Source organism: Cellulomonas sp. plas2 (genome assembly GCF_057221735.1).
In genome coordinates this window covers 408,479-431,093 of sequence record NZ_CM170155.1, presented here as the reverse complement: position 1 = coordinate 431,093, position 22,615 = coordinate 408,479, and the positions used below count along the sequence as shown (strand labels likewise).

Annotated in this window: 19 protein-coding genes; 4 read left to right on the top strand and 15 right to left on the bottom strand. The window is 76.4% G+C overall.

Annotated features, from left to right (window positions below; genetic code table 11):
• Nucleotides 1–5: 5 nt before the first annotated feature.
• A complete protein-coding gene (locus AC2TDM_RS01910; protein ID WP_484635664.1) occupies nucleotides 6–1,472 on the bottom strand; it encodes a DUF4214 domain-containing protein in 1,467 nt (488 codons plus the stop codon).
• Between the two features lie 133 nt (nucleotides 1,473–1,605).
• The gene (locus AC2TDM_RS01905; RefSeq protein ID WP_484635663.1) at nucleotides 1,606–2,520 is read right to left on the bottom strand and encodes a ribonuclease Z; all 915 of its coding nucleotides are present in this window, start codon (nucleotides 2,518–2,520) and stop codon (nucleotides 1,606–1,608) included.
• Nucleotides 2,521–2,597: 77 nt separating this feature from the next.
• On the opposite strand from AC2TDM_RS01905, the gene AC2TDM_RS01900 reads away from it, so the two are divergent.
• Nucleotides 2,598–2,849, top strand: a complete 252-nt coding sequence (locus AC2TDM_RS01900) for a hypothetical protein (RefSeq protein ID WP_484635662.1) — start codon at nucleotides 2,598–2,600, stop codon at nucleotides 2,847–2,849.
• Between the two features lie 19 nt (nucleotides 2,850–2,868).
• Here AC2TDM_RS01900 and AC2TDM_RS01895 read toward each other — a convergent pair whose 3' ends face one another.
• The 3 genes from AC2TDM_RS01895 to AC2TDM_RS01885 all read right to left on the bottom strand — a co-directional run bounded on the left by AC2TDM_RS01895 (nucleotide 2,869) and on the right by AC2TDM_RS01885 (nucleotide 5,780).
• Nucleotides 2,869–3,588 (bottom strand): hypothetical protein, encoded by a 720-nt coding sequence (locus AC2TDM_RS01895; protein ID WP_484635661.1) that lies wholly within the window; start codon nucleotides 3,586–3,588, stop codon nucleotides 2,869–2,871.
• Between the two features lie 69 nt (nucleotides 3,589–3,657).
• Entirely contained in the window at nucleotides 3,658–4,563 is a 906-nt protein-coding gene (locus tag AC2TDM_RS01890; protein ID WP_484635660.1) for a sugar phosphate isomerase/epimerase family protein, read from the bottom strand.
• Between the two features lie 53 nt (nucleotides 4,564–4,616).
• Nucleotides 4,617–5,780, bottom strand: a complete 1,164-nt coding sequence (locus tag AC2TDM_RS01885) for a Gfo/Idh/MocA family protein (RefSeq protein ID WP_484635659.1) — start codon at nucleotides 5,778–5,780, stop codon at nucleotides 4,617–4,619.
• Between the two features lie 232 nt (nucleotides 5,781–6,012).
• Between AC2TDM_RS01885 and AC2TDM_RS01880 the strand changes: the two genes are divergently transcribed.
• On the top strand, nucleotides 6,013–7,152 hold the full coding sequence (locus tag AC2TDM_RS01880) for a LacI family DNA-binding transcriptional regulator (protein WP_484635658.1): 1,140 nt from the start codon (nucleotides 6,013–6,015) through the stop codon (nucleotides 7,150–7,152).
• Between the two features lie 33 nt (nucleotides 7,153–7,185).
• On the opposite strand, the gene AC2TDM_RS01875 is transcribed toward AC2TDM_RS01880, so the two are convergent.
• From AC2TDM_RS01875 to AC2TDM_RS01830, 10 genes are all read right to left on the bottom strand, one after another.
• Nucleotides 7,186–9,315, bottom strand: a complete 2,130-nt coding sequence (locus AC2TDM_RS01875; protein ID WP_484635657.1) for an iron ABC transporter permease — start codon at nucleotides 9,313–9,315, stop codon at nucleotides 7,186–7,188.
• 1 nt (nucleotide 9,316) lies between these two features.
• The gene (locus tag AC2TDM_RS01870; RefSeq protein WP_484635656.1) at nucleotides 9,317–10,357 is read right to left on the bottom strand and encodes an ABC transporter substrate-binding protein; all 1,041 of its coding nucleotides are present in this window, start codon (nucleotides 10,355–10,357) and stop codon (nucleotides 9,317–9,319) included.
• 100 nt (nucleotides 10,358–10,457) lie between these two features.
• On the bottom strand, nucleotides 10,458–11,360 hold the full coding sequence (locus AC2TDM_RS01865; protein WP_484636372.1) for an ABC transporter ATP-binding protein: 903 nt from the start codon (nucleotides 11,358–11,360) through the stop codon (nucleotides 10,458–10,460).
• A gap of 25 nt (nucleotides 11,361–11,385) precedes the next feature.
• A complete protein-coding gene (locus AC2TDM_RS01860) occupies nucleotides 11,386–12,168 on the bottom strand; it encodes a ThuA domain-containing protein (RefSeq protein ID WP_484635655.1) in 783 nt (260 codons plus the stop codon).
• 65 nt (nucleotides 12,169–12,233) lie between these two features.
• The gene (locus AC2TDM_RS01855) at nucleotides 12,234–12,953 is read right to left on the bottom strand and encodes a hypothetical protein (protein WP_484635654.1); all 720 of its coding nucleotides are present in this window, start codon (nucleotides 12,951–12,953) and stop codon (nucleotides 12,234–12,236) included.
• A 5-nt stretch (nucleotides 12,954–12,958) separates the two neighbouring features.
• Nucleotides 12,959–13,864 (bottom strand): carbohydrate ABC transporter permease, encoded by a 906-nt coding sequence (locus AC2TDM_RS01850; protein ID WP_484635653.1) that lies wholly within the window; start codon nucleotides 13,862–13,864, stop codon nucleotides 12,959–12,961.
• The gene (locus tag AC2TDM_RS01845) at nucleotides 13,864–14,817 is read right to left on the bottom strand and encodes a carbohydrate ABC transporter permease (RefSeq protein ID WP_090034612.1); all 954 of its coding nucleotides are present in this window, start codon (nucleotides 14,815–14,817) and stop codon (nucleotides 13,864–13,866) included. Before AC2TDM_RS01845 ends, AC2TDM_RS01850 begins: the two co-directional genes overlap by 1 nt.
• 7 nt (nucleotides 14,818–14,824) lie before the next feature.
• Entirely contained in the window at nucleotides 14,825–16,123 is a 1,299-nt protein-coding gene (locus AC2TDM_RS01840) for an ABC transporter substrate-binding protein (RefSeq protein ID WP_484635652.1), read from the bottom strand.
• On the bottom strand, nucleotides 16,120–18,180 hold the full coding sequence (locus AC2TDM_RS01835; protein WP_484635651.1) for a DUF2264 domain-containing protein: 2,061 nt from the start codon (nucleotides 18,178–18,180) through the stop codon (nucleotides 16,120–16,122). The genes AC2TDM_RS01840 and AC2TDM_RS01835 overlap by 4 nt, the downstream gene beginning before the upstream one ends.
• Nucleotides 18,177–19,196 (bottom strand): hydroxyacid dehydrogenase, encoded by a 1,020-nt coding sequence (locus AC2TDM_RS01830; RefSeq protein WP_484635650.1) that lies wholly within the window; start codon nucleotides 19,194–19,196, stop codon nucleotides 18,177–18,179. Before AC2TDM_RS01830 ends, AC2TDM_RS01835 begins: the two co-directional genes overlap by 4 nt.
• Nucleotides 19,197–19,430: 234 nt before the next feature.
• On the opposite strand from AC2TDM_RS01830, the gene AC2TDM_RS01825 reads away from it, so the two are divergent.
• Together AC2TDM_RS01825 and AC2TDM_RS01820 are read left to right on the top strand one after the other, a co-directional pair.
• On the top strand, nucleotides 19,431–21,386 hold the full coding sequence (locus tag AC2TDM_RS01825; protein WP_484635649.1) for a heparinase II/III domain-containing protein: 1,956 nt from the start codon (nucleotides 19,431–19,433) through the stop codon (nucleotides 21,384–21,386).
• Nucleotides 21,383–22,570, top strand: coding sequence for a LacI family DNA-binding transcriptional regulator (locus AC2TDM_RS01820; protein ID WP_484635648.1), 1,188 nt, complete (start codon nucleotides 21,383–21,385; stop codon nucleotides 22,568–22,570). The genes AC2TDM_RS01825 and AC2TDM_RS01820 overlap by 4 nt, the downstream gene beginning before the upstream one ends.
• The last annotated feature ends 45 nt before the right edge of the window (nucleotides 22,571–22,615 follow it).

The window sequence follows — 22,615 nt, the reverse complement described above, 5'->3', positions numbered from 1 at the left end:
TGGGCTCAGGGCAGCGGGACGCCGGCCCGGTACTCGGGGCTGGCGACGATGCCGGAGACGATGCGCTCCGACCGCTCACCGGCCTGCAGGGCCCGGACCCACCCCAGCACGCCGGAGTGGTCCGCCTCCCGGTGCAGGAGCTCCCGGTAGTACGCGCCGACGACGGTCGAGAGGTGCTCCGTCGAGTACAGGAAGCCGGTGGCGACCTGCGCGCGCCCGGCACCCCGCTCGATCGCGGTGCGCCAACCCGCCACCTCGTCGGGCGACGCCTCGCGACCGAGGACGTCGAGGTACAGCGCCTCGACCCAGCCCTCGATCGTCCCGCCCGAGAAGAGGAAGTACTCCTGCGAGGCGATGAACCCCGACTCCATCTGCTGGATCGGCATGCCGCGGCCCATGGCGTCCAGCCATCCGGCCGCGCCCGCGGCGTCCGGGCTCCGGCCCAGGTAGTGCAGGTAGGACTCCCGGATGAGCCCGGAGCGGAACTCCGCCGAGGCGGTGATCGCGTCCGCCACGGCGGAGTACGGCGTTCCTGCCCGGAGCGCCTGCGACCACCCGGCGAGACCCGCGGGCTCGGGCGCGCGGCCGAAGAGGTCGCCGTACACGTGGGTCACGTACGCGTCGACGGGCTCGGCGACGACGGCACGGCGGAGCGGGACGCTGATCCTCACGTGGCGGGTCAGGTCGTCGAGGGTCTCCGTCTGGGTCAGGACGGCCCAGTCGCCGTCCTCGACGGCACCGGGGAGGGCGATGTCCACCGCAGGGTCGCCGGGCGCGTGCCGGGCCGTCATCGTCGACGGCCGCGTCGCGGCGCCGTCCCGCCGCACGTACGAGGGGACGAAGGCGCCGGACCGGACGAGGTCGGGGATCGACAGGTCGAGCACCACGCGCGTCCCGACCTCGACGGGCGCGACCACGTACTCGCGCGACTCCTCGCCGCCGTGGTCGACCGGCAGGTCGACGTCGACGATCGCCGAGCCACCCGGCACCGGCGTCCCGGTCGAGACGACCTCGATGGTGAGCGCGACCCGCGTGCCGCCGCCCTCGCCGGCCACGGTCACCAGGACGGGCGCCGTCGCGTCCGTGACGGAGCACCGCGCCCTCGCGTCGACGTGGTTCACGGCGACGACGCCGTCGTAGTAGGAGGAGGAGTAGCGGTCCTGGCAGCCGTCGACGGTCGTCCAGGTCGTCGGCCTGCCGTCCGACTCGCGGAGCAGCTGGTCCATCTCCCAGGGGAGCCGGACCCGCGCCTCCCAGGTGTCCGAGGGCACCTCGACGCCCCGCCCCTCGTCCACCAGCCAGGTCGCGGCGACGTCCGTCCGCACCGGCCGGTAGCCGCTCCCGTCGGCGACCGACACGGAGCCCGTGCCCGACGCGGCCGACGCCGCCACGGCGCCCGGCACGACGACCACCGCCGCCGTGAGGACCGCGACCACGGCCCCCCGTCCTCGTCGCCACGCTGCTGTCGTCATCGTCCTGCTCCTCGGTACGGGCCGTCGTCGTCGGGCGCCGTCCCCCGGCACGCCGACCGCCCGTCGACCGCTCGCGGACGGGCGCGGAGGTCACGGCGGGACGAAGGGGCCCGGGCAGGGCGGCGGGGCGACCCTAGCGCCGCCGGGGTGCCGCGCCGCGCCGCCGCGGCAGCCCGATGCGGTCGAGGTCGTGGGCGACGACGACCCGCGCGTCGCCGGCCGCCGCGCGGGCCTGCACCGCCAGCGGCTCGAGGTCGTCGTAGCGCCCCGAGAAGTGCGTGAGCACCAGCAGCCGCGCCCCCGCCCTGCCGGCGAGCGCCCCGGCCTCGCCGGCGGTGAGGTGCCGGTAGGCCGCGGCGAGGTCTGCGTCCTCGTCGGCGAACGTGCACTCGGCCAGCAGCAGGTCGGCACCGTCCGCGAGCGCCTCGGCGCCGACGCAGGGCGCCGTGTCCATGACGACGGCGACCCGCTGCCCCGGCCGCGGCACGGAGACGTCCTCCAGCCGCAGGGGCCCGGCCGCGGTCGTCGCCGTCCCGGTCCGGACGAGCTCCCCCACCGCGGGCCCGGCCAGCCCCGCAGCGGCCAGCCGGTCGGGCAGCAGCGTGCGGCCGTCCGGCTCGACGACCCGGTAGCCGAAGGTCGGCACGCGGTGGCGCAGCGGGGCCACCTCGAGCCCGTCCGCGACCGGTCCCGCCTCGTCGTGCGGGTGCAGGCGCAGGTCCAGCCCCGGCGTGGCCAGGCCGACGAGGGCGCGCAGCACGTCCTCGCCGCCGCGAGGGTAGTGCAGGTGGACCGGGTGCTGCACCCCGTCGAGCACGAGCCGCGACAGCACGCCGGGCAGACCGAGGCTGTGGTCGCCGTGCAGGTGGGTCAGGCAGATGCGCGTGATGGCCGGCGGCGCCACCCCGGCGAGCGTGAGCTGGCGCTGCGTCCCCTCGCCGGGGTCGAACAGGTACGTCTCGGAGTCCCACCGCAGCACGTAGCCGTTGTGGTTGCGCGTCCGGGTGGGCACCTGGGAGGCCGTCCCGAGGACGACGAGCTCGCGCACCCGGCCAGTCTGCCGCTCACGGGCCCTCGCCGGCCGCCCGGGTGGCGGGTCGCGCGTGACGATCCCAGGCTGGACCCATGGCCGCCTACCGCATCTCCGGCACCGCGCAGACCGCCGACTGGCTCGAGGGGCAGGCCTCGCCGCTCGACGCCGCCGTCGCCGACGAGAGCGGCGTCGCCGTCGAGGAGGCGCTCCGGCAGGACGAGGGCGTCGAGTTCACCCTGCACGTCACGGCCGCATCGGAGGACGAGGCCCTCGCCACGGCTCAGCGCGTCGCCGACCGGCTCAGCGTCGGGTCGAGCGTCACGGTGCTGGGCGAGGTGGGCTGACCCCTGCCGGCCGGTGCCCTCAGGCGCCGGTGGTCGCCGCGCCCGTGAGGGCGCCGACGACCCGCACCGCGTCGGCCCAGCGCGACGCGTAGTGCTGCGGGTCGGCGTTCCGCTGCACGGCGTGGGCGACGAGCGTCGGCGCCATGGCGTCCCGCCCGGCGACGCCCTGCAGGGCGCGGAAGAAGCCTGTGGCGCTGCGGGTCGGGTCGGTGCGGTCCGCGAGCGTGCCCCACGCGCCGTTGTCGCGCTGCTGGAACAGGCCGATGCTGTCGGGTCCCGCGGCGTCGCCGTGGTCGACGTTGCGCAGCGAGGACTCCCCCATCGCCGTCATGACGCCGATGGTCTGGTCGCGCACGGACAGGCCCAGCGCCCGCCCGGCCGCGACGATCGCCGCGGCGTTGCCGACCTGCTCGGCGGTGAACCCGGCGACCGCCGGCAGGGCGGTGCCACCGACCGGTGACGGCGCCGCCGCCGGTCCGGCCGTCGTCGTCCGTGCCACCTGGTCCGCCAGCACGGACGCGAAGCCTCCGGCCGTCGTGCCGGTCGTGCCGGTCGTGGTGCCGGTCGTGGTGCCGGCCGCCGACGAGGACGGCCCCGCGAAGCTCGACATGCCGAGGACACCGCCGGCCGCGCCGGCGGGCCACGTCGTCGCCGTCGCCACGCCGGCACCGGTCCGCAGCTCGGCGATGCCGCTCTCGATCGCCGCGATCCTGCCGCCGATCCCCGCGATGCCGTCCATGACCGCCCTCCGTCCGCCGTGCCCCGCTGCTCCCATCGGGTGACGGAGGGCCGCCCTTGAGCGGTCGGGTCAGAGGTACGGCAGGACGTGCCGGACGTACCGTTCCGCCATGGTGCCCAGGGTCTGCTCGGCCGGGGTGTCCCAGACGCCCTGGTGGAAGATCTCCACCTCGACGTCGCCGGTGTACCCGGCCTCGGCGACCCAGCGGGTGATGGACGCGAAGTCCACGTAGCCGTCGCCGACGTGCCCGCGGGACAGCAGCGGGTCGGCGGCCAGCGGCAGGGTCCAGTCGCACACCTGGTAGCCGGCGATGCGGCCGGACACGCCCGCCCGCGCGACCTGCGCGCGCAGGTCCGGGTCCCACCACACGTGGTAGGTGTCGATGACGACGCCGACGACCTCCGCCGGGAACGGCTCCGCGAGGTCGAGCGCCTGGCCGAGCGTCGAGATGACGGCACGGTCGGCCGCGAACATCGGGTGCAGCGCCTCGAGCACCAGCCGCACGCCGTGCCCGGCCGCGAACGGCGCGAGCTCGCCGATCCGCTCGGCCACCCGCGCCCGGGCGGCGACGACGTCGCGGCCCGGGTCCGCGGCACGGTCCCCGGGGTAGGGCTGCGCCGGGCCCCCGGGGGCGCTCGCCGCCGGCAGCCCGCCGACGACCATGACGAGCTCCCGGGTGCCGACGGTGGCGGCCTCCTCGATCGCGCGCCGGTTGTCGTCGAGCGCATGGCGGGCGGCGGTCTCGTCGGCGGCCGTGAGGAAGCCCCCGCGGCACAGCGAGGAGACGCGCAGGCCGTGGTCGGCGACGATGCGCGCAGCCCGCGCCGCACCCACCTCCTGCACGCGGTCCCGCCACAGGCCGATCGACGACAGGCCGGCGCCGGCCGCGGCCGCCGACGCCTGCCCGAGCGTCAGCGCCTTCGTCGTCGCCGTGTTCAACGACAGCCGCGCGAGCTCGGCCGGACGGCCGGCCACGGCCCGACCGACGGGTGCGACCGCGGTGCGCGCAGCCACCTCGGGTGCCGTCGTCACAGCGTGATCGCCGGGACGTCGAGGCGGCGACCCTCGTCGGAGGAGCGCAGCCCGAGCTCGGCGAGCTGCACGCCGCGCGCGGCCGACAAGAGGTCGAAGCGGTGCGGGCGCCCCTGGGCGACGTCCGCGAGGAACTCCTCCCACTGCGCCTTGAACCCGTTCTGCAGCTCGGCGTTGGCGGGGACGTCCAGCCACTGGTCGCGGAAGCGCTCGGTCGTCGGCAGGTCGGGGTTCCACACCGGCTTGGGCGTGTGGGCGCGCTGCTGGGCGACGCACCGGAACAGCCCGGCGACGGCCGAGCCGTGCGTGCCGTCCACCTGGAACTCGACGAGCTCGTCGCGGTGCACGCGCACCGCCCAGGAGGAGTTGATCTGGGCGACGACGGGGTCCCCGGCCGGGGTCTCCAGGCCGAAGATGCCGTAGGCGGCGTCGTCCGCGGTGGCGTCGTACACGTCGCCGCGCTCGTCCCAGCGGACCGGGATGTGCGTGGCGGTCTGCGCCGAGACCGTGCGGACCGTCCCGATGATGCCCTCGAGCACGTAGTTCCAGTGGCAGAACATGTCGACGGTCATGCCGCCGCCCTCCTGCTTGCGGTAGTTCCACGACGGGCGCTGGGCCGCCTGGTGCTCGCCCTCGAACACCCAGTACCCGAACTCGCCGCGCAGGGACAGGATCCGGCCGAAGAAGCCCTCGTCGACGAGGCGGCGCAGCTTGACCAGGCCCGGCAGGTACAGCTTGTCGTGCACGACGCCCGCGGTGACGCCGGTCTCCTCGCGCAGGCGGGCCAGGTCGACGGCCTCGGCCAGCGTCTCGGCCGTCGGCTTCTCCGTGTAGACGTGCTTGCCGGCCTTCATGGCCCGGCTCAGCGTGTCCGCGCGCAGGCTGGTCATCGAGGCGTCGAAGACGATGTCGGTCGCGTCGTCGTGGATGGCCTGCTCGAGGTCCGTCGTCCAGTGCTCGACGTCGTGCTGCCGCGCCAGCGCCTCGACCTTCTCCGCGTTGCGGCCGACGAGGACGGGCTCGACCTGCACGGTCGTCCCGTCGGGCAGGGTGATGCCGCCCTGCTCGCGGATCGGGAGGATCGAGCGCACCAGGTGCTGGCGGTACCCCATCCGTCCCGTGATGCCGTTCATCGCGATCCGCAGCGTGCGCGTGGCCATTCCAGCTCCAGGGTCCTCGTCCGCCCCCGGCACCGGCGCCGGAGGAATGCGCTTTCCACGGTAGGGGCCGGTGGCGGGTCCGTCAAGCACCGGCCGCAGCGCTCCGGGAACCGCCGTCGGCGCGGCGCGAGGGGGTTCCGTCCCCCGTCCGGATGAGTACAGTCGGACCTGCAAGCGCTTTCCTCCCACCGGCCGACGAGGGCCGGCGGGCGCGACCGGCGAAGGAGCCGCCGTGACCGACGTCCTGCCCGACGCCCGGGCGGCTCGCCCGCCGGAGCCGGCGACCGACCGCGCGCTGCGCCGCGCGGGCCGCCGCGGGCGGGCCTCCGACCGCTACCCTCTCCCCGTGGTGGCGAGGGTGACGCTGAGCGACGTGGCACGCCAGGCCGGCGTGTCGCTCGCGACCGCCTCCCGGGCGCTCAACGGCAGCTCGAACCGCACCGTCCAGCCGGCCCTGCGCGAGCGCGTGGTCGCCGCCGCCGCGGAGCTGCGGTACGCGCCCGACGCCAACGCCCAGGCCATGGCCCGCGGCGCGACGACCTCCGTCGGCCTCGTCGTGCACGACATCGCCGACCCCTACTTCTCGACGATCGCGGCGGCCGTCACGCGCGCCGCGGACCGCGTGGGCCTGCACGTGACGCTGGCGAGCACGCAGAACGAGGCCGACCGGGAGATCGAGCTCGTCGCGCTCATGCAGCGCCTGCGCGCGCGGGCCGTCATCGTCGCCGGCGGTCGGCTCGCCGACCCCGACCGCGAGGAGCGCCTGCGCGCGGCGCTGCTGGACCTCCAGGCGGGCGGCGCGTCGGTGGCCCTCGTCGGGCAGCCGCTGGACGGCGTGGACAGCGTCGTCATCGACAACGCCGGCGGCGCGCGGGACCTGGCGCTCGCGCTGTGGGGGCTGGGCTACCGGCGGGCGGCGATCCTCGGCGGACCGACCGACCGGCTCACGGCGCAGAACCGGCGCGACGGCTTCGTCACCGCCTGGACCGGTGCGGGCGGCCGGATCGACCCGGCCGACGTGGTGCACGGGGCGTTCACGTGGGAGGGCGGCGCCGAGGCGATGACCACCTTGCTGCGCACGCGCCCTCGGCCGGAGGTCGTCTTCGCCGCCAACGACGTCATGGCCCTCGGGGCCCTCTCGGCGGCCCGGGCGCTGGGCGTGCGCGTGCCCGAGGACGTGGCCGTCGCCGGTTTCGACGACATCGCGACGCTGAGGGACGTCGTGCCCGGGCTGACCACCGTCCGCATCCCGCTCGACGAGGCGGGTGAGGCCGCCGCCGAGCTGGCGCTCACCCCGCGGGGCGACGAGGTCCGTGCGACCGAGATCCGCACGGAGGTCGTGCTGCGGGACAGCACGCCTCCGCGCGGTTGAGCCCGGCCCGCGGCCCTCGTCCCGCGCCCGCGCTCACACCCCGGCGCGCCGCCGCGTGCGCCAGAGCAGCCACACGAAGTACGGCGCCCCGACGAGCGCGGTGACGAGCCCGACCGGGACCTGGCCCGGGGCGATGACGGTCCGGCCGATCGTGTCGGACACGCTGACGAGCAGCGCACCCAGCACGGTGGCGACCGGCAGGACGCGCGCGTGCCCCGCGCCGACGAGCCGCCGGGCCAGGTGCGGGGCGACGAGCCCGACGAAGCCCACGATCCCGACCGCGGCCACCGCCGCGGCCGTGAGCAGCGCGGCCAGCGTCAGCAGGACGCCCCGCTCGCGCGCGAGCCGCACGCCCAGGACGCGCGGGGTGTCGTCGTCGAGCGCGACGAGGTCGAGCGTCCGCCGCCGCGCGAGGGCCACGGGCAGCACGACGAGCAGCGCGACCGCGACGGGCGCGCACTGCGCCAGGGAGCGCCCGTAGGTCGAGCCCGAGAGCCAGGTGAGCGCCATCGTCGTGTTCCAGGGGTTGGTGACGACGACGAGCACGGTGATGAGCGCGGTCGTCGCCGCCTGCACCCCGAGGCCGACGAGCACGACCCGGTCCGACCCCAGCCCCCCGCGCGCGGCGAGGGCCTGCACGAGGGCGAACGCGACCAGCGCCCCCGCGGCGGCCGCGGCCGGCACGACCCACGGGCCCGCCGTCGGCACCAGCACGATGAGCACCACCGCGCCCACCCCCGCACCGCCGGTCACCCCGAGCAGCGACGGCTCGGCCAGCGCGTTGCGGCACACCGCCTGCACGACCGCCCCCGCGAGCGCGAGCGCCGCCCCGGCCAGGACCGCCGCGAGCACGCGCGGCACCCGCTGGTCGAGCACGAAGGAGACCGTCCGCCCGGCGGTGCCGTCGAGCCACAGCGCGACGTCCCCGAGCAGCAGCAGCCGGTCCCCGAGCAGCAGCGCGGCCACGACGGCCCCGACCAGCGCGGCGACCAGGCCGCCGCCGACGGCGAGCGCCCGCCGGGCGGTGCGCGGGCGGACGCCGGCTCCCGCGCCGGCGCTCCGGCGGGCGACCTCGTCGCGCAGCCGGCGGGCGACGACGACGAGGACGACCGCGCCGAGCAGCGTGGTCACCACGCCCGTGGGCACCGCGACCGCGTCCGTGCCGGGCAGGAGGACGCGCAGCAGCAGGTCCGCGGCCAGCACGACGACGGCGCCGACGAGCCCCGCGAACGGCAGCAGCAGCCGGTGCCGGGACAGCCCCGGGACCCGCCGGGCGACGAGCCGCGCCAGCACGGGCGCCGCGAGCCCGACGAACCCGACCGGTCCGGCCACCGTCACCGCGGCGGCGGACAGCACCACGGCGAGCACCACGGCCAGCACCCGCGTGCGGCCGACGGCCAGGCCGAGGGAGGCGGCGGCGTCGTCGCCCAGCGCCAGGAGGTCCAGGCGCGAGGCGAGCGCGACGGTGCCCGCGCCCACCACGAGGACGACCGGCAGCACCTGCAGGACGGTCCGCGTCCCGGACTGGACGACCGACCCGCTGCCCCACGCGAACAGGCCCGTCGTCTCCTGCGCGAACAGCACGAGGAGGACCGTGGTGAGCGCGGCCAGCGCCAGCGTCGTGGCGGACCCCGCGAGCACCAGCCGGGTCGGGCCCGCGGCCCCGGCCCGGCTCAGCGCGAGCACCAGCCCGGCCGCCGCGAGCCCGCCGACGAAGGCCACCGACCCGCGCAGCAGCAGCGGCAGCGAGGCGCCGGCCACGGCCGTGAGCACGACCGCGAGGTGCGCCCCGGCGTTCACCGCGAGCGTGTCCGGCGACGCCAGCGGGTTGCGCGCCACGGACTGCAGCACGGCCCCGGCCACGCCGAGCGCGAGCCCGACGAGCACCGCCGCGAGGACCCGCGGCAGCCGGGAGGCGACGAGCACGGCGGCGGTGCGCTCGTCGCCCTCCCCGACGACGAGCCGCACCAGGTCGCCGAGGCCCACGGACGACGTGCCGAGCGTGAGGTCCACGGCGCCGAGCACGACGACGAGCAGGAGGACGCCGACGAGCACGGCCGCGGCCGGGCGGCCGGCGGCACGGCGGTCGGGAGGGGCCACCTCGCCGGACGGGGCGCCACCCGCGGGGGCCGCGACCGCCGGGGCCCCCGCGACGGCGGTCACGTCAGCCCGCGAGCGCGTCGACGACGGCCTCGACGTACGCCGTGCCGGAGGCCGGGCCGCCGAAGAGCCAGATGCCGTCGGGCAGACGGTGCACGTCGCCGGCCGCGACGAAGGGCAGGCCCTCCCACACCGCGTTGCCGGCGAGGCCCTCGGCGAACGGGTCCGTCTCGGCGCCGTTCGACACGTAGAGGAAGTCGAGCTCGCCCAGCGCGGTCAGACCCTCGACGTCGGTCGTCGCGAGGCCGTAGTCCGGGTCGCCCTCGCCCGTCCAGCCGTTCTCGAGGCCGAGCTCGGCCAGCAGCGCGCCCAGGTAGGAGCCGGGGGTGTACATGCGGACGGACACGACGCCGTCCGTGACCCAGCCGTCGGCCATCGTGACGGTCCCGCCGGCGACGCCGGCCTCCTCGAGCGCCGCCCGCCCGTCGGCCACGGCCGCGTCGAAGTCGGCCAGCACGGTCTCGGCGCGGTCCTCGGTGCCCGTGGCCTCGGCCAGCAGCTCCACGGTCGAGCGCATGTAGCCCAGCGGGTCGCCCGCGTCCGACCCGCGCAGGGCCAGGACCGGGACCGTCTCCTCGATCTGCGCGATGACGGCCTCGGGCAGGTCGGTGGTGGTGACGACGAGGTCCGCGTCCAGCGCCACGATGGCGTCGAGGCTCGGCTCGCCGCGGAAGCCGACGTCGGGGGTGTCCGCGTCGAGCGGCACGACGGTGTCCCAGGTGTTGTAGCCGGCCACGTCCGCCTGCCCGACGGGCTCGACGCCGAGCGTGAGGAGGTTCTCCGTCAGGCCCCACTCGAGGGAGACGACGTCCTGCGCGGGGGCGTCGAGCGTGACCTCGCCGCGCTCGTCGGTGAGGGTGACCGGGCCGCCGGCCGGGGCCGCGGTGGTCGCGGCGTCGTCCTGCGCGGCGGCGTCCTCCGTGGTGCCGCAGCCGGCGAGGGCGACGGCGGCGGCCAGGAGGCCGGCGGCGAGGACCGCGGACCGGCCGCGGCGGAGCCGGCGGGCCGGCGGTCGGGCGTGCAGGGGGGCGGGGGCGATGGGCATGGTCGTCCTCGGGTCGGTGCCCCGGGCAGGGGCGGGTGCGGAGGCCGCGCCCGGGCGGGCGGCGGCGCGGTGGTGGTCGGTGGGGAGGCGGGGGCGTCGCTCAGGCGACGGGCACCGGCTCCGGCCGGCGCACGGCAGGACGCCGGGCCGCGTGGCGGGACACGGGGTGCGTGCGGACGAGGCCGGTGCGCGGGTCGGTGCTCACCTCGACGGGCAGGCCGTACACGGCGGTGAGGTCCCCGGCCGTGAGCACCTCGGCGGGCGTCCCGGCGGACACGACGGCACCGCCGTGCAGGAGGACCACCTGGTCCGCGACGGCCGCGGCCTGGTCGAGGTCGTGCAGGACGACCCCGACGGCCACGCCGTGCTCGTCGGCCAGGTCGCGGACGAGGTCGAGGACCTCCACCTGGTAGCGCAGGTCGAGGTGGTTGGTCGGCTCGTCGAGCAGGAGGACCGCGGTGTCCTGGGCGAGGCAGGTGGCGAACCACACGCGCTGCAGCTCCCCGCCCGACAGCTCGTCCACCGAGCGGTCCGCCATCGCGGCGGTCCCCGTCACGGCCAGGGCGTGGGCCACGGCCCGGGCGCCGTCGTGGTCCGTGCCGCGCCAGCGCGCGCGGTGCGGGTGGCGGCCGTACGCGACGACCTCGCGGACGGTGACACCGCCCGGCACCGGCCGGCTCTGCGCGAGGAGGGTCACGCGTCGGGCGAACGAGCGGGCGTCGAGCGCGGCCGCGTCGCCCTCGGGCAGCAGGACCTCGCCCGCGCCCGGGCGGTGCAGGCGCGCCAGCGCCCGCAGCACGGTGGACTTGCCGCTGCCGTTCGGCCCGACGAGGGCCGTCACGGTGCCGGCGCGCAAGGCGAGCGAGACGTCGGCTGCCACGACGTGGCCGTCGTAGGCGAGGTGGAGGCCGCGGCCCGACAGCGCCGGGCCGGCGGGCACGGGGTCCACGGTGGCGTGCGCGCGGACGTGCGCGGCCGGGGCCGCGGCGTCGGCGGGTCGCATCGTCGTCACGCGGAGAAGGTAAGGCTTACCTCACCGTGCTGACAAGCCACTCCACCTCACGCCCCAGGAGGGCGAGCCGCCCCGGGCTGTCGTAGGAGCGCGTGTCGTGCCCGAGGGCGTCGTAGAGCACGCGGCCCGGGCCCGCCGCCTGCCACACCACCGGGTGGTCCGTCCCGTCGTGGGCCGTGGTCACGAGCACGCGCGAGGACGCGGCCGGCTGCAGCAGGCAGTAGCGCTCGTCGAACGCCTCGACCGGTGCGATCCCCGCGACCACCGGATGGTCCTCCCCGGGTACCGGCGTGAAGGTCGCCGGCCCGATCGGCGGGTGCATCGACAGCCCCGGCACCCAGCGGCCGCCGACGAGCTCCGCCCAGCCGGGCGCGTCGGTGAAGGTGTTGGCCGCCTGGTGCAGGGCCAGGAGCGGCACCCCGTGCTCGACGACGAGCGCCGCCAGCCGGGAGTGGAAGGCGGACCAGGCGGCGTCGTCGCCGTCCCAGCCGGGGTCACGACGTCCTGTGCCGGCGACGACGACGAGCAGCGCCGGAACCTGCGCCCGGACGTGCGCCGGCGCGAGGTCACCCGTGAGCACGTCCGGAGCCGTGCCCCGCACCTCCGGCACGAGGCCGCGGGCGGCGAGCACCCCGGCGACGCGGTGGCCGGTCGCCGCGTCGTCGTGCCAGGGGTCGGCGTAGCGCCCGCGACCGACGAGGACGAGCGCCCGGCGCACGTCGCCACCGGCCGGTCCCGTGCCGCCGCGCGTGCCGCTCCCCGTGTCGTCGTTGCTGCCCGTGCTGCTGCCCGTCGTCATCGTCGCCCCCTCGGCACCGGCACCGGACCCGGCCGGTGCACGCCCCGCGGACGGTACCCGACCCCTCACGCCGTCCCGACCGGGTGCGCCGCAGCGCCGCCGGCAGGGCGCACCTCGCCCAGGACGGGCGTGAGCGACCACCGGCTGCCGGCCCAGACCACGTACAGCAGCGGCGTGGCCGCGAGGCCGAGGCCGAGCGCGGGCCGCGCGGCCACGGCGGCGACGAGGAGCCCCAGCACCCCCAGCGAGAGCAGCGTCAGCGGCCAGCGCCGGACCGCGATCCACACGGCGGGCCGCAGCACGTCCTGCAGGCGGGCCGCCGGGCGCTCCGCCAGCACCACGACCGCCAGCACGCCGGTGGCCACCGCCAGCGCCCCGACCACGACGAGCAGCGGCAGGAGCAGCGCGCCGACCGACGTCCCTCCCGGTGCCCCGGTCAGCACGACGGCGTCCACGCCGACGACGACGAGCACCGCGCCGACGCCCAGGCCCACGGGGACCGTCCGCCGGAGCGACCTGGCCCAGCCGCGCGCGAAGGTGCGCAGCGCGGTCGTCGAGCCGTCCGCGGACCAGGCCGCGCACACGGCCGCGGCGCCGGCCAGCGCCGGCGCCCCGAGCGCCCCGGCGACGAGCAGCAGGAGCGGCCAGCCCCCGGCGCCGGCCGGCAGCGCGGCGAGCAGCACGAGCAGCGGGCCCAGCGCGAGGGCGAGCGCGAGGTTCGTCGCCAGCGCCGTGTAGACCGCGCCGGTGGCGCGCGTCGCCGTCTCGAAGGACAGGTGCGGCACGGCGGTCAGCCCTTCAGGCCGCTCGTCGCGATGCCCTGGATGAAGTACCGCTGCCCGAGGAGGAAGACGAGCAGGATGGGGATCACGGAGATCACCGAGCCGGTCATGATCATCGCGTACTCCGCGTCGAACTGGCCGACGAACTGGCGCAGCCCGAGCTGGATCGTCCACAGGTCGTTGCTGGTCAGGTAGATGAACGGGCCCATGAAGTCGTTCCACGTGTTGACGAAGGTCAGCAGCGCGAGGCTGGCCAGCGCCGGCACCGACAGGGGCAGCATGATCCGCCGGTAGATGCCGTACTCCGACAGCCCGTCGATGCGCGCGGCCTCGACGAGCTCGTCGGGCACGGACATGTAGTACTGCCGCATGAGGAACACCCCGAAGGCGCTGAACGCCTGCAGCAGGATGAGCGCGGTGAACGTGTTCACCAGGCCGGCCCGCTGCATGAGGATGTACTGCGGGATCATGTAGGCCTGCCAGGGCACCGCGATGGTGGCGATGTAGGCGAGGAAGAGCCCGTCGCGGCCGGGGAACCGGATCTTGGAGAACCCGTACGCCGCGAAGCTCCCGGTGAGCACCTGCAGCAGCGTGATGACCCCGGCGAGGAACGCCGAGTTGCGCAGGTAGGTCAGCAGCGGGACCCGGTCCCAGATGGTGACGAAGTTGTCCCAGTGGAGCTCCTCCGGGATCCACCGGATCGGCACCGTGAAGACCTGGTCGTTCGTCTTCAGCGACGCCGAGACCATCCAGAAGAACGGCACGAGCAGCAGCGCCGACAGCGCGACGAGCAGCACGTAGGTGAGCGGCTTCGCCCACGGGCGCACGGGCCGGGCGCGGTCGCGGGTGGCGGCCGGGGTGCCGGCGGGCAACGGGGCGGTGGTGCCGGTGCGGGGTCCGAGAGCGGTCGTCATCACGTCTCCAGCCGCTGGTTGCGGGCGTACTGCAGCAGGGTGATCACGAGGACGAGCAGGAAGAGCGCCAGCGCGACGGCCGAGGAGTACCCGAACCGGCCGTTGACGATGCCCTCGCGGTAGATGAGCTGGGACAGCACGAGCGTGCTGCGGCCCGGGCCGCCGTTCGTCATGACGACGATGAGGTCGAAGACCTTGAACGAGCCGATGGTCAGCATGATGAGGACGAAGAACGTCGTGGGGCGCAGGCACGGGACCGTCACGTGCCGGAACCGCTGCAGGGCGTTGGCGCCGTCGGTCTTCGCCGCCTCGTACAGCTCCGGCGGGATCGTCTGCAGGCCGGCCAGGAACAGGATCATGTAGTAGCCCATGTCCTTCCACACCCCGGTGAGGATCACCGCCGGCATGGCCCAGGTGGGGTCGGACGTCCAGCCCGGCGGGTCGCTGACGCCGAACGTCGTCAGGAGCTGGTTGATCGGTCCCTGGGACGGGTTGTAGAGCATGTTCCAGACCACGGCGACGGCGACGATCGACGTGATGTACGGGAAGAACGCGGCCGTGCGGAAGAACGCCAGGCCGCGGATCTTCCGGTTCAGCGCCAGGGCCAGGCCGAGGGAGGCCGCCATCGTCAGCGGCACGTGCCCGACCGTGTAGTACAGCGTGTTCACCAGGGCGACGCGGAAGTTCTCGTCGCCGACGAGGCGCGTGAGGTTGTCCAGCCCCGTGAACTCGGGGGCGGCGTACGCGTTCCACCGCGTGAAGGCGATGCCGAACGTCGCGATGACGGGTACGAGCGTCAGCAGCGCGAACCCGACGAAGTTGGGCAGGATGAACGACCAGCCCAGCAGGGTGTTGCGGCGCACCTGGCGCCGGTTGACGTAGGCCGGGCGCCGCCCGGCGGGACCGCCCCGCCGCGGTGCGGCGGCGGGGCGGTCGAGCGTCGTGGAGGCCATCGTCGCCTCAGCCGACCTCGTTCTGGACGCGGTCGGCCATCGTGGCCAGGGCGTCCTCGAGGGGCACGGAGCCCGTCATGATGTTCTGGTGCTCCTCGTTGAGGATCTGGTCGACCTGGCTCGTCGTCGGGGCGACCGGCATCTCGAGGGCCACCTCGTCGGGCTCGAAGGCAGCCCGCGAGGTCTCGTCCGTCGGCATGCCCTCGAGGGCGAAGTAGGCCTCCGTGATGGCGTCGGACTGCAGCGAGGGCACGACGCCGATGGCGGTGATGGCCTTCGCGCCCTCCTCGCTCGCGGCCCAGGCGACGAAGTCCCGCGCGGCGGCGCTGTTCTCGGCGTTCTTGTTCACCGCGAACGCGGTGGGCGAGCCGAAGGTGGTGACCTCGTCGGCGTCCTCGGCCTGCGGCATCGGGGCGATGCCCCAGTCCACGTCGGTCTCCCCGGCCGCCTCCGCCTGCAGCAGGCCGGCGATGAACCAGGAACCCATGGGCAGCATCGCGGCCTGGCCCGTCGTGAACATCGTGCGGTAGCTGATCTTCTGCGTGGAGGCGGTGCTGAAGTCGAGGGTGGCGCCCGCGTCCTGCAGCTCCAGCGCCCGCTCGTAGTACGGCGCGAAGAACTCGTAGTCGCCCGAGAGCTGGTCGCCGTCGGTCTGCGCGTCGGCGATCGCCTGCACCGTCGAGCGCCACGTGTGCTGGTAGGTGCCGTAGGTCGTCTGGCCCTCGGCCGGCGTCACCCCGGCCGCGGCGGCCTCCTCGGTGATGCGCTCCGCCAGCTCGGCGTACTCGTCCCAGGTGAGGTCGGTCGGGTACTCCTCGCCGACGGCGTCGAAGATCGCCTTGTTGTAGAAGAGGACCCAGAAGTCCTGGCGGTACGGCAGCGCGAAGTAGCTGCCGTCCTGGTCGAAGGCGTCCAGGCCCGCGAGGTCGGAGGTCTCCTCCGCGAGGTCGGAGACGTCGGCGAGCTGGCCGTTCGTGGCGTAGCGCGCGTAGTCGATGACGTTCTTCATCGTGATGACGTCGGTGCTGTCGCCGCCGGCGAGCATCGTCGTCACCTTCGTCGGGTAGTCGTCGGCCAGGATGTCGACCGGCTCGATCGTGACGTTCGGGTGCGCCGCCTCGTAGGCGTCGAAGAGCGCGCCGAACTCCGGCGTCCCCTCGAGGTTCCACACCGACACCGTCAGCGTGACGGGGGCGTCCGGGTCGAGCGTCTCGTCCGCCGCGGCCTCGCCGCCGCTGCCGCAGCCGCCCAGCAGCAGGGCGGTCACCGCCGTGGCGGCGAGCCCCTGCACGATCCTGCGCTTCATCGCGTCTCCTCCACCGTCCGGCGACGTCCGTCGTCGCCGACCTCTCCTGACGGGACGGCGGCGCCGTCCCCGTCCTGCGGGAGCCGCACCCTGGTGCGTGCTCCGTCGTCCCACGTCAGCTGCACGTGGGCGTGGTCCGGCCGGTCCAGCCGGGGGGCGGCCGGGTCGTCGGTCGTCGGCGACCCCGGTGCGCGCCCGACGAGGGCGACGGCCACCGCGTGCCAGTCGGCCGTCGCGCCTCCTGCCGTCCCGGGCGTCGTGACGGGCAGCCGGAGCACCGGCACCGCGGCATGGGTGCCGAGCGGAGAGGCGTCCGTCCGCCGCTCGACCCGGAGCCCGCCCTGCTCGCGCTCGCCACCCAGAGGCAGCGGCACGACCGCCGAGACGAGCCGGTCCGTGCGCACCGTGCCGGCCGGCCCCTCGGCGGGCGGCGTCCCGTCGGCCAACGCCCAGCCGCCGACCTCGAGGGCCACCGCCGCCGGCGCCGCGTCCTCGACGCGGACCAGCCGCACCTCCCACGCACCACGGACGACCGAGACCGTCGTCACCGTCCCGGCGCCCTGCGCGGTCCCGGCGAGCCCGCTGCCGTGCGCGGGGCCCGGCTCGGCGCTCACCCAGTGCGCCGCGGCGCGGGACCCGGCGACGAGGGCCGTCGCGGACACCGCCGCCGGCGAGCCGTCGGCCGTCGTCGTCGGAGCGTCGTCGAGCCCCAGCACGGCGAAGCCCGTGCGGTGCGAGCGCCGGCCCGCGGCGTCCACGAGGACGACCGACTGGTCCACCGGCGCCGTCCAGGCGCCCTCGTCGAGCAGCGGGGCGGTCGCCGTGGAGTAGCCGAGCCGCGCGTACAGCGGGGAGTCGCCGCCCGTGGCGCCGGGGACCGCGTGGTCGGTGCCGTGGTTGACGACGCGGACGACGCCGTCGTCCGCCGTGCCGCTCACGAGCCAGCCCGCGGCGCGGACCCGGCGCAGGTCGTCGCCCGCCTCCGCCGGCAGGGGCGCCTCGGCGACGGTCCACACCGGGTGGTCCGCCGGCAGCGCCAGGCCGAGCAGCCCCTTGCTCGCCCAGTACGGCGAGCCCGGACCCGAGTAGGACTGGGCCAGCGCCGGCCAGGCGCCGTGCCAGCCGAGGGTCAGCAGGCCGCGCTCGTCGGGGGCGCCCCGGGTGACGAAGTGGTCGACGACCGCGGACGCGCAGCGGCGCAGGACAGCCGGCGGCGTCGACGGCACCTCGGCGACCGCCCCCACCCAGAAGGGCGCTGCCGCCGCGAACCGGTAGGCGAGGCTGCGGCCCTGCACGAGGGGTGAGCCGTCGCCACCGACGAGGTGCACCGCGTCCTGCAGGTACCGGTCCAGCGCCGCGGTGTCCCGTTCGCGCCGCGGCGCCGCCAGGTCCGTCGCCCCGGCCATGCGGGCCCACAGGGTGGGGTAGAGGTGCAGCGCCCAGCCGACGTAGTGGTCGAACGAGCGCTCGGCGCCGTCCGACAGCCAGCCGTCGGCGCGCGCGAAGGAGTCGTGCGTGGCCAGGTCGGCGCGCATCTCGTCGAGCGCGTGCGGACCGCCGACGGAGCGCAGGAACGTCTGGACGACGAGGCGGAACCAGACCCAGTTGATGCGCGGGTAGGTGTCGTCGCCGACCGCGGGCGCCAGGTAGTCGACGACCTGCTCCTGCACGCGGGGCGACAGCCGGTCCCAGATCCACGGCCGCGTGAGGTCGAGGACGAGCGCGATCGAGGCCGCCTCGACCTTCGCCTGCCCGTGCTCCTCCAGCCGCACCCAGCGGTGCGGGCCGCGCGGGTCCGTGCCCGCGGCCAGCCCCTGCGCGTACCAGCCGGCGAGGTCGAGCGGGTCGGCGCCGCGCTCCCCCGCGAGGCGGAAACCGGCGGTGAGGAAGGTCCGCGCGAAGCCCTCGAGGCCGTCGACCGCCGTGCCGTAGCCGCCCGGGCCGCCGGGCGGGGTCACGAGCGCGTGGTCCGGGGAGGCGTAGGGGCGCACCGACAGCAGCAGGTGGTCGGCGAGGGCGGCCCAGCGGTCGCGGTCCCAGCCCGCGCCGGCGCTCACGCGCTCACCGCCGTCGCGTCCACGGTCAGCGGCGTGGCCAGCGGGCGCCCCTGCGCGAAGGCCTCCAGCTCGTCGAGCGCGTGCTGGGCCATGCGCCGGGTCTCGGCGCCCAGGGAACCCGCGACGTGCGGCGTCACCATGACGTTGGGCAGCGCGAGCAGCGGGTGGCCGGTCGGCAAGGGTTCGGGGTCGGTGACGTCGAGGATCGCGTCGAGCCGGCCGGCCGCGCACGCCGCGAGCAGGGCGTCGGTGTCGACGAGGCTGCCCCGGGCGGTGTTGACGAGCGTGGCCCCGGCCGGCAGGAGGGCGAGCTCCCGCGCACCGATCATGCGGTGGGTCTCCGGCAGCGCCGGCGCGTGGAGCGACAGGACGTCCGCGCGGCGCAGCGCCTCGTCGAGCCCGGCGGGCTCGCCGCCGGCGGCCCGCACCGCCGCCGGGTCCGCGTACGGGTCGACGACGAGCACCGCCGCCGTGTCGAGCAGCCGCAGCATCTCGACCACGCGACGGCCGATGCGCGAGAACCCGACGACGACGACCGTGCGCCCGCGGTTCGACAGGTCCTCGCGCCCGACCACCGCACCCCAGGAGACCGGTGCGTGCCGGCCCTGCGCTGCCAGGAACGGCGCCTTCTTGCCCGCCAGGATGATCGCCGCGAGCGTGAACTCGGCGACGGGCACGGCGTTGGCCTCCGCGGCCGTGCTCACCAGGACGCCGCGCCGGAACACCTCGTCGCCCACGAGCCCGCGCACGCTGCCCGCCGCGTGCAGCACCGCACGCAGGCGGGGTGCGGCGGCCAGGCGCTCGGGCGTCAGCGCCGGCGCGCCCCAGGAGGTGAGGAGCACCTCGGCGTCCGCGAGCCGGCGCCGCGCGGCCGGGCTGTCGAGATCCGGCGTCCACACCGGTTCGGCGACGTCCGCGAGCGCGGTCAGGCGGGCCAGCTCGTCGGCGCGGAACTGCAGCGCGAACGTCGCCGGGTCCATGACCAGCAGCGCGGTGGGCCGGGAGGTGGGGGGCACAGCGGTCCTTCGTCGTCGAGGGAGGGTGCGGTCGTGCAGCGGGGCAGAGGCCGGTCGGCGGCCGGATCAGATCAGTCCTGATCGCTTCGATGCGACCTGATCATCCAAGACCGATCAGAGACGCTCTGTCAACCCCGCATGCGCCGCTGTTACGATCACGAACGATCACCTGCTGGGGTCGACCCGATGAAGCAGGATCGACGGCTCGTACCGCCCGACGCTCGACGAGGAGCCATGACCGCCACGACCGACGCACCGGGCCCCCTCCTGCGCACCTGGGGCGCGGCCGCCGGGCCGGCGGCCCTGCGGGTCGCGCTCCGGCCGCCGGCGGACGCGCTCCCCCTGCTTCCGGCCGCACGCCGCGACGTGTGGGGCGCCGGGGCCGACGCCGCAGCACCCGCCGCAGCACCCGCCGCCGACGGCGCGACCCTGCGGGCCGTCGTCGACCGCGCGACCCGCGAGCGCGGCACCCCGTGGCCGCAACCCACCGCGTCCGGCTTCGCCCGGTACGCGCGCGACGGGGACCGCGTGGGCTACGAGGCGGCGGTCTTCGAGCGGCAGCGCCGGCTGACGCGCGCCGTCGTCGCGGCCGCCGTCACGCTCGACGACGCCTGGCTCGACGAGGTCGTCGACGGCACGGTCGGGCTCTGCGAGCAGAGCTCGTGGTGCTGGCCGGCCCACGACGACACCCGGGCGCGCCACGGCGCGTTCCTGCCGACCGTGACCGACCCCTTCCTCGACCTCGGGGCCGGCGAGGTCGCGGCCCAGCTCGCGTGGACGGTGCACCTGCTCGGTCCCGAGCTCGAGGCGCGGACGCCCGGTCTGCTCGCCCGCGTGCGGCACGAGGTGCGCGCGCGGGTCCTGACGCCGTACCGGACCCGGCGCGACTGGCACTGGCTGGGCCTCGACGGGGACGTGCACAACTGGAACCCGTGGATCCTCGGCAACGTCGTCACCGCGGCGCTCGTGCTCGAGGACGACGAGCACGTGCGCGCCGAGGTCGTCGCCGCGGCCCTCGTCGACGTGGACCGGTACGCCGCCTCCCTGCCCGCCGACGGCGCGGTCGACGAGGGCTTCGGCTACTGGTGGAACGGCGCCGCGCGGCTCCTGGAGCTCCTGGAGGTCGTCGAGCACGCGACGGGCGGCGCCCTGGACCCCGCGGGGATCCCCCCGCTCGCGGAGGTCGTGGCGTTCCCGCACCGGATGCACCTCGGCGGGCCCTGGTACCTCAACCTCGCCGACGGACCCGCCCGCCCCGGCGACGACCTGCCCTGGCAGGTGCTGCACCGGTGGGGGCGCCGGCTCGGCGTCCCGGAGGCCGTCGCGCACGCCGCCGCCCACCGCCGCCCGGGCGCCCCGGCCGCCGACGAGGTCCCCGGCCTCGGCCGGCTGCTGCGCGCCGTGACCGACCCGGCGTGGTGCGGGGCGGTGCCCGGCGCGTCCCCGCTGGTCCGGGACGTGTGGTTGCCGTCGACGCAGGTGCTGCTCGCGCGGCCGGCCGCCGACGACAGCCGCGTCGTCCTGGCCGTCAAGGGCGGCCACAACGGGGAGCACCACAACCACGACGACGTCGGCAGCGTGGTCGTGGCGCTGGGGGGCGTGCCGGTCCTCGTCGACCCCGGGCGTCCCACCTACACGGCCGTCACCTTCGGCCCCGACCGGTACACGCTGTGGCCGATGCAGTCCGGCTGGCACGACGTGCCGGTGGTGCGCGGCCACGAGCAGGGCCACGGCGCGCAGCACGCCGCCCGGGACGTCCGCGCCCGGCTCGACGACAGGGTGGCCGAGCTGTCCCTCGACCTCGCCGCCGCCTACCCGCCGGCCGCGGGGGTCGGCACCTGGCGGCGCACCGCGCGCCTCGACCGCGCCACCGGGGCCGTGACCGTGCGGGAGGAGTGGAGCGACCTGGCCGGTGCCACCGGCGCCGCCGGGCCGACCCGCCTGCACTGGGTGGTGGCGGGCGAGGTGGCCGCGCTCGGGCCGGGCCGTGCGGAGCTCGTCGGGCTGGCCGGCGCCGCTATCGTCCTCACCTGGGACGCGGCCGCCGCGCACCCGGACGTCGAGGACCGGCCCCTGGACGACCCGCTGCTCGTCGACGTGTGGGGTAACCGGCTGCGGCGCCTGTCGCTGACGCTGGTGGAGCCGGCCGCGTCGGGCTCGTTCACGCTGCACCTGGAGGTCCCGGCATGAGCGTCACCGACACCCGGCGCGTCCTGCCCGTGACCCGGCGGGCCCAGCTCCTGGAGGCCCTGGCCACGCGCGGGACGGTCCGCATCGCCGACCTCGTCGACGAGCTCGGCGTCACCGCCATCACGCTGCGCCGCGACATCGGCCAGCTCGCCGCCGAGGGGCTGGTGCAGCGCGTGCACGGAGGCGCCACGCTGCTGCCCGGCGTGCTGCCGACCCCGACCACGACCGGCGCGGCTCCGACCGGCTCCCCACCGGCCGGCACGTCACCGGACTACGCGCCCGACGCCTCCGCGCCCGGCGACGTGGACACCGCGACCCCCGCCACCCCCACCGGCGCGCTCGGCATGCTCGTGCCGTCGCTCGACTACTACTGGCCGGGGGTCGTCCGCGGCGCGGAGGAGGAGGCCCGCTCGCGCGGCCTGCGCATCGTCCTGCGCGGCTCCTCCTACGCGGGCGACGACGAGAGCCCTCAGCTCGAGCGCCTCGCGACGCAGCCCGGCGTGCGGGGGCTGCTCGTGGCGCCGACGCTCGACGGTCCAGGCGCCGCCGCGACCCTCGACTGGCTGGCACGGTCCCCCGTGCCGGTCGTGCTGCTCGAGCGCTCGGCCGCCCTCGGCCCGCACCACGAGGCGGCGGAGTCCGTGGTGTCGGACCACCGGCTCGGCGCCGCGATGGCCGTCCGGCACCTCGCCGGCCTGGGTCACCGCCGCGTCCTCGTCGCCGCCAGCCGGACGAGCCCGACGACCCGGCACGTGCTCGCCGGCTGGCGGGAGGCGTGCGAGGACCTGGGCCTGCCGTGCGACGACGACCTCGCCCTGCCCTTGCCCCCGCACGAGGCACCGGGCTGGGAGGACGCGGTCGACGCCCTCGTCGACCGGTGCGCCGGCGGCGGCGCGACCGGCCTGCTCGTGCACTCCGACCCCGAGGCGATCGCGCTCGTGCAGCGCTGCGAGCAGCGCGGGCTGTCCGTGCCCGGGGACCTGTCGGTGGTGGCCTACGACGACGAGGTCGCCGGATTGTTCAGCCCCGCCCTCACGGCCGTCCGGCCGCCCCGCCGGTCGGTGGGGCGGGCCGCGGTCGCGCTGCTGGCGGCCCGCCTGGCCGACCCCGGCCGGCCGGTGCACCGCGTGCTCGTCAGCCCCTCGCTGCGGGTGCGCGCCTCGACGGCGCCGCCGGTCCCCTGACCCCGGCGGCACCGCCGACGCGCCCGTCCCCGAGCCCCGCCGCCG

Bases quoted from the DNA above. Each gene is read 5' to 3' on its own strand.
- AC2TDM_RS01900 (WP_484635662.1), top strand. From the start codon at position 2,598: ATGGCCGCCTACCGCATCTCCGGCACCGCGCAGACCGCCGACTGGCTC.
- AC2TDM_RS01895 (WP_484635661.1), bottom strand. From the start codon at position 3,588: ATGGACGGCATCGCGGGGATCGGCGGCAGGATCGCGGCGATCGAGAGC.
- AC2TDM_RS01910 (WP_484635664.1), bottom strand. From the start codon at position 1,472: ATGACGACAGCAGCGTGGCGACGAGGACGGGGGGCCGTGGTCGCGGTC.
- AC2TDM_RS01850 (WP_484635653.1), bottom strand. From the start codon at position 13,864: ATGACGACCGCTCTCGGACCCCGCACCGGCACCACCGCCCCGTTGCCC.
- AC2TDM_RS01840 (WP_484635652.1), bottom strand. From the start codon at position 16,123: ATGAAGCGCAGGATCGTGCAGGGGCTCGCCGCCACGGCGGTGACCGCC.
- AC2TDM_RS01885 (WP_484635659.1), bottom strand. From the start codon at position 5,780: ATGGCCACGCGCACGCTGCGGATCGCGATGAACGGCATCACGGGACGG.
- AC2TDM_RS01870 (WP_484635656.1), bottom strand. From the start codon at position 10,357: ATGCCCATCGCCCCCGCCCCCCTGCACGCCCGACCGCCGGCCCGCCGG.
- AC2TDM_RS01825 (WP_484635649.1), top strand. From the start codon at position 19,431: ATGACCGCCACGACCGACGCACCGGGCCCCCTCCTGCGCACCTGGGGC.
- AC2TDM_RS01845 (WP_090034612.1), bottom strand. From the start codon at position 14,817: ATGGCCTCCACGACGCTCGACCGCCCCGCCGCCGCACCGCGGCGGGGC.
- AC2TDM_RS01860 (WP_484635655.1), bottom strand. From the start codon at position 12,168: ATGACGACGGGCAGCAGCACGGGCAGCAACGACGACACGGGGAGCGGC.
- AC2TDM_RS01820 (WP_484635648.1), top strand. From the start codon at position 21,383: ATGAGCGTCACCGACACCCGGCGCGTCCTGCCCGTGACCCGGCGGGCC.
- AC2TDM_RS01865 (WP_484636372.1), bottom strand. From the start codon at position 11,360: ATGCGACCCGCCGACGCCGCGGCCCCGGCCGCGCACGTCCGCGCGCAC.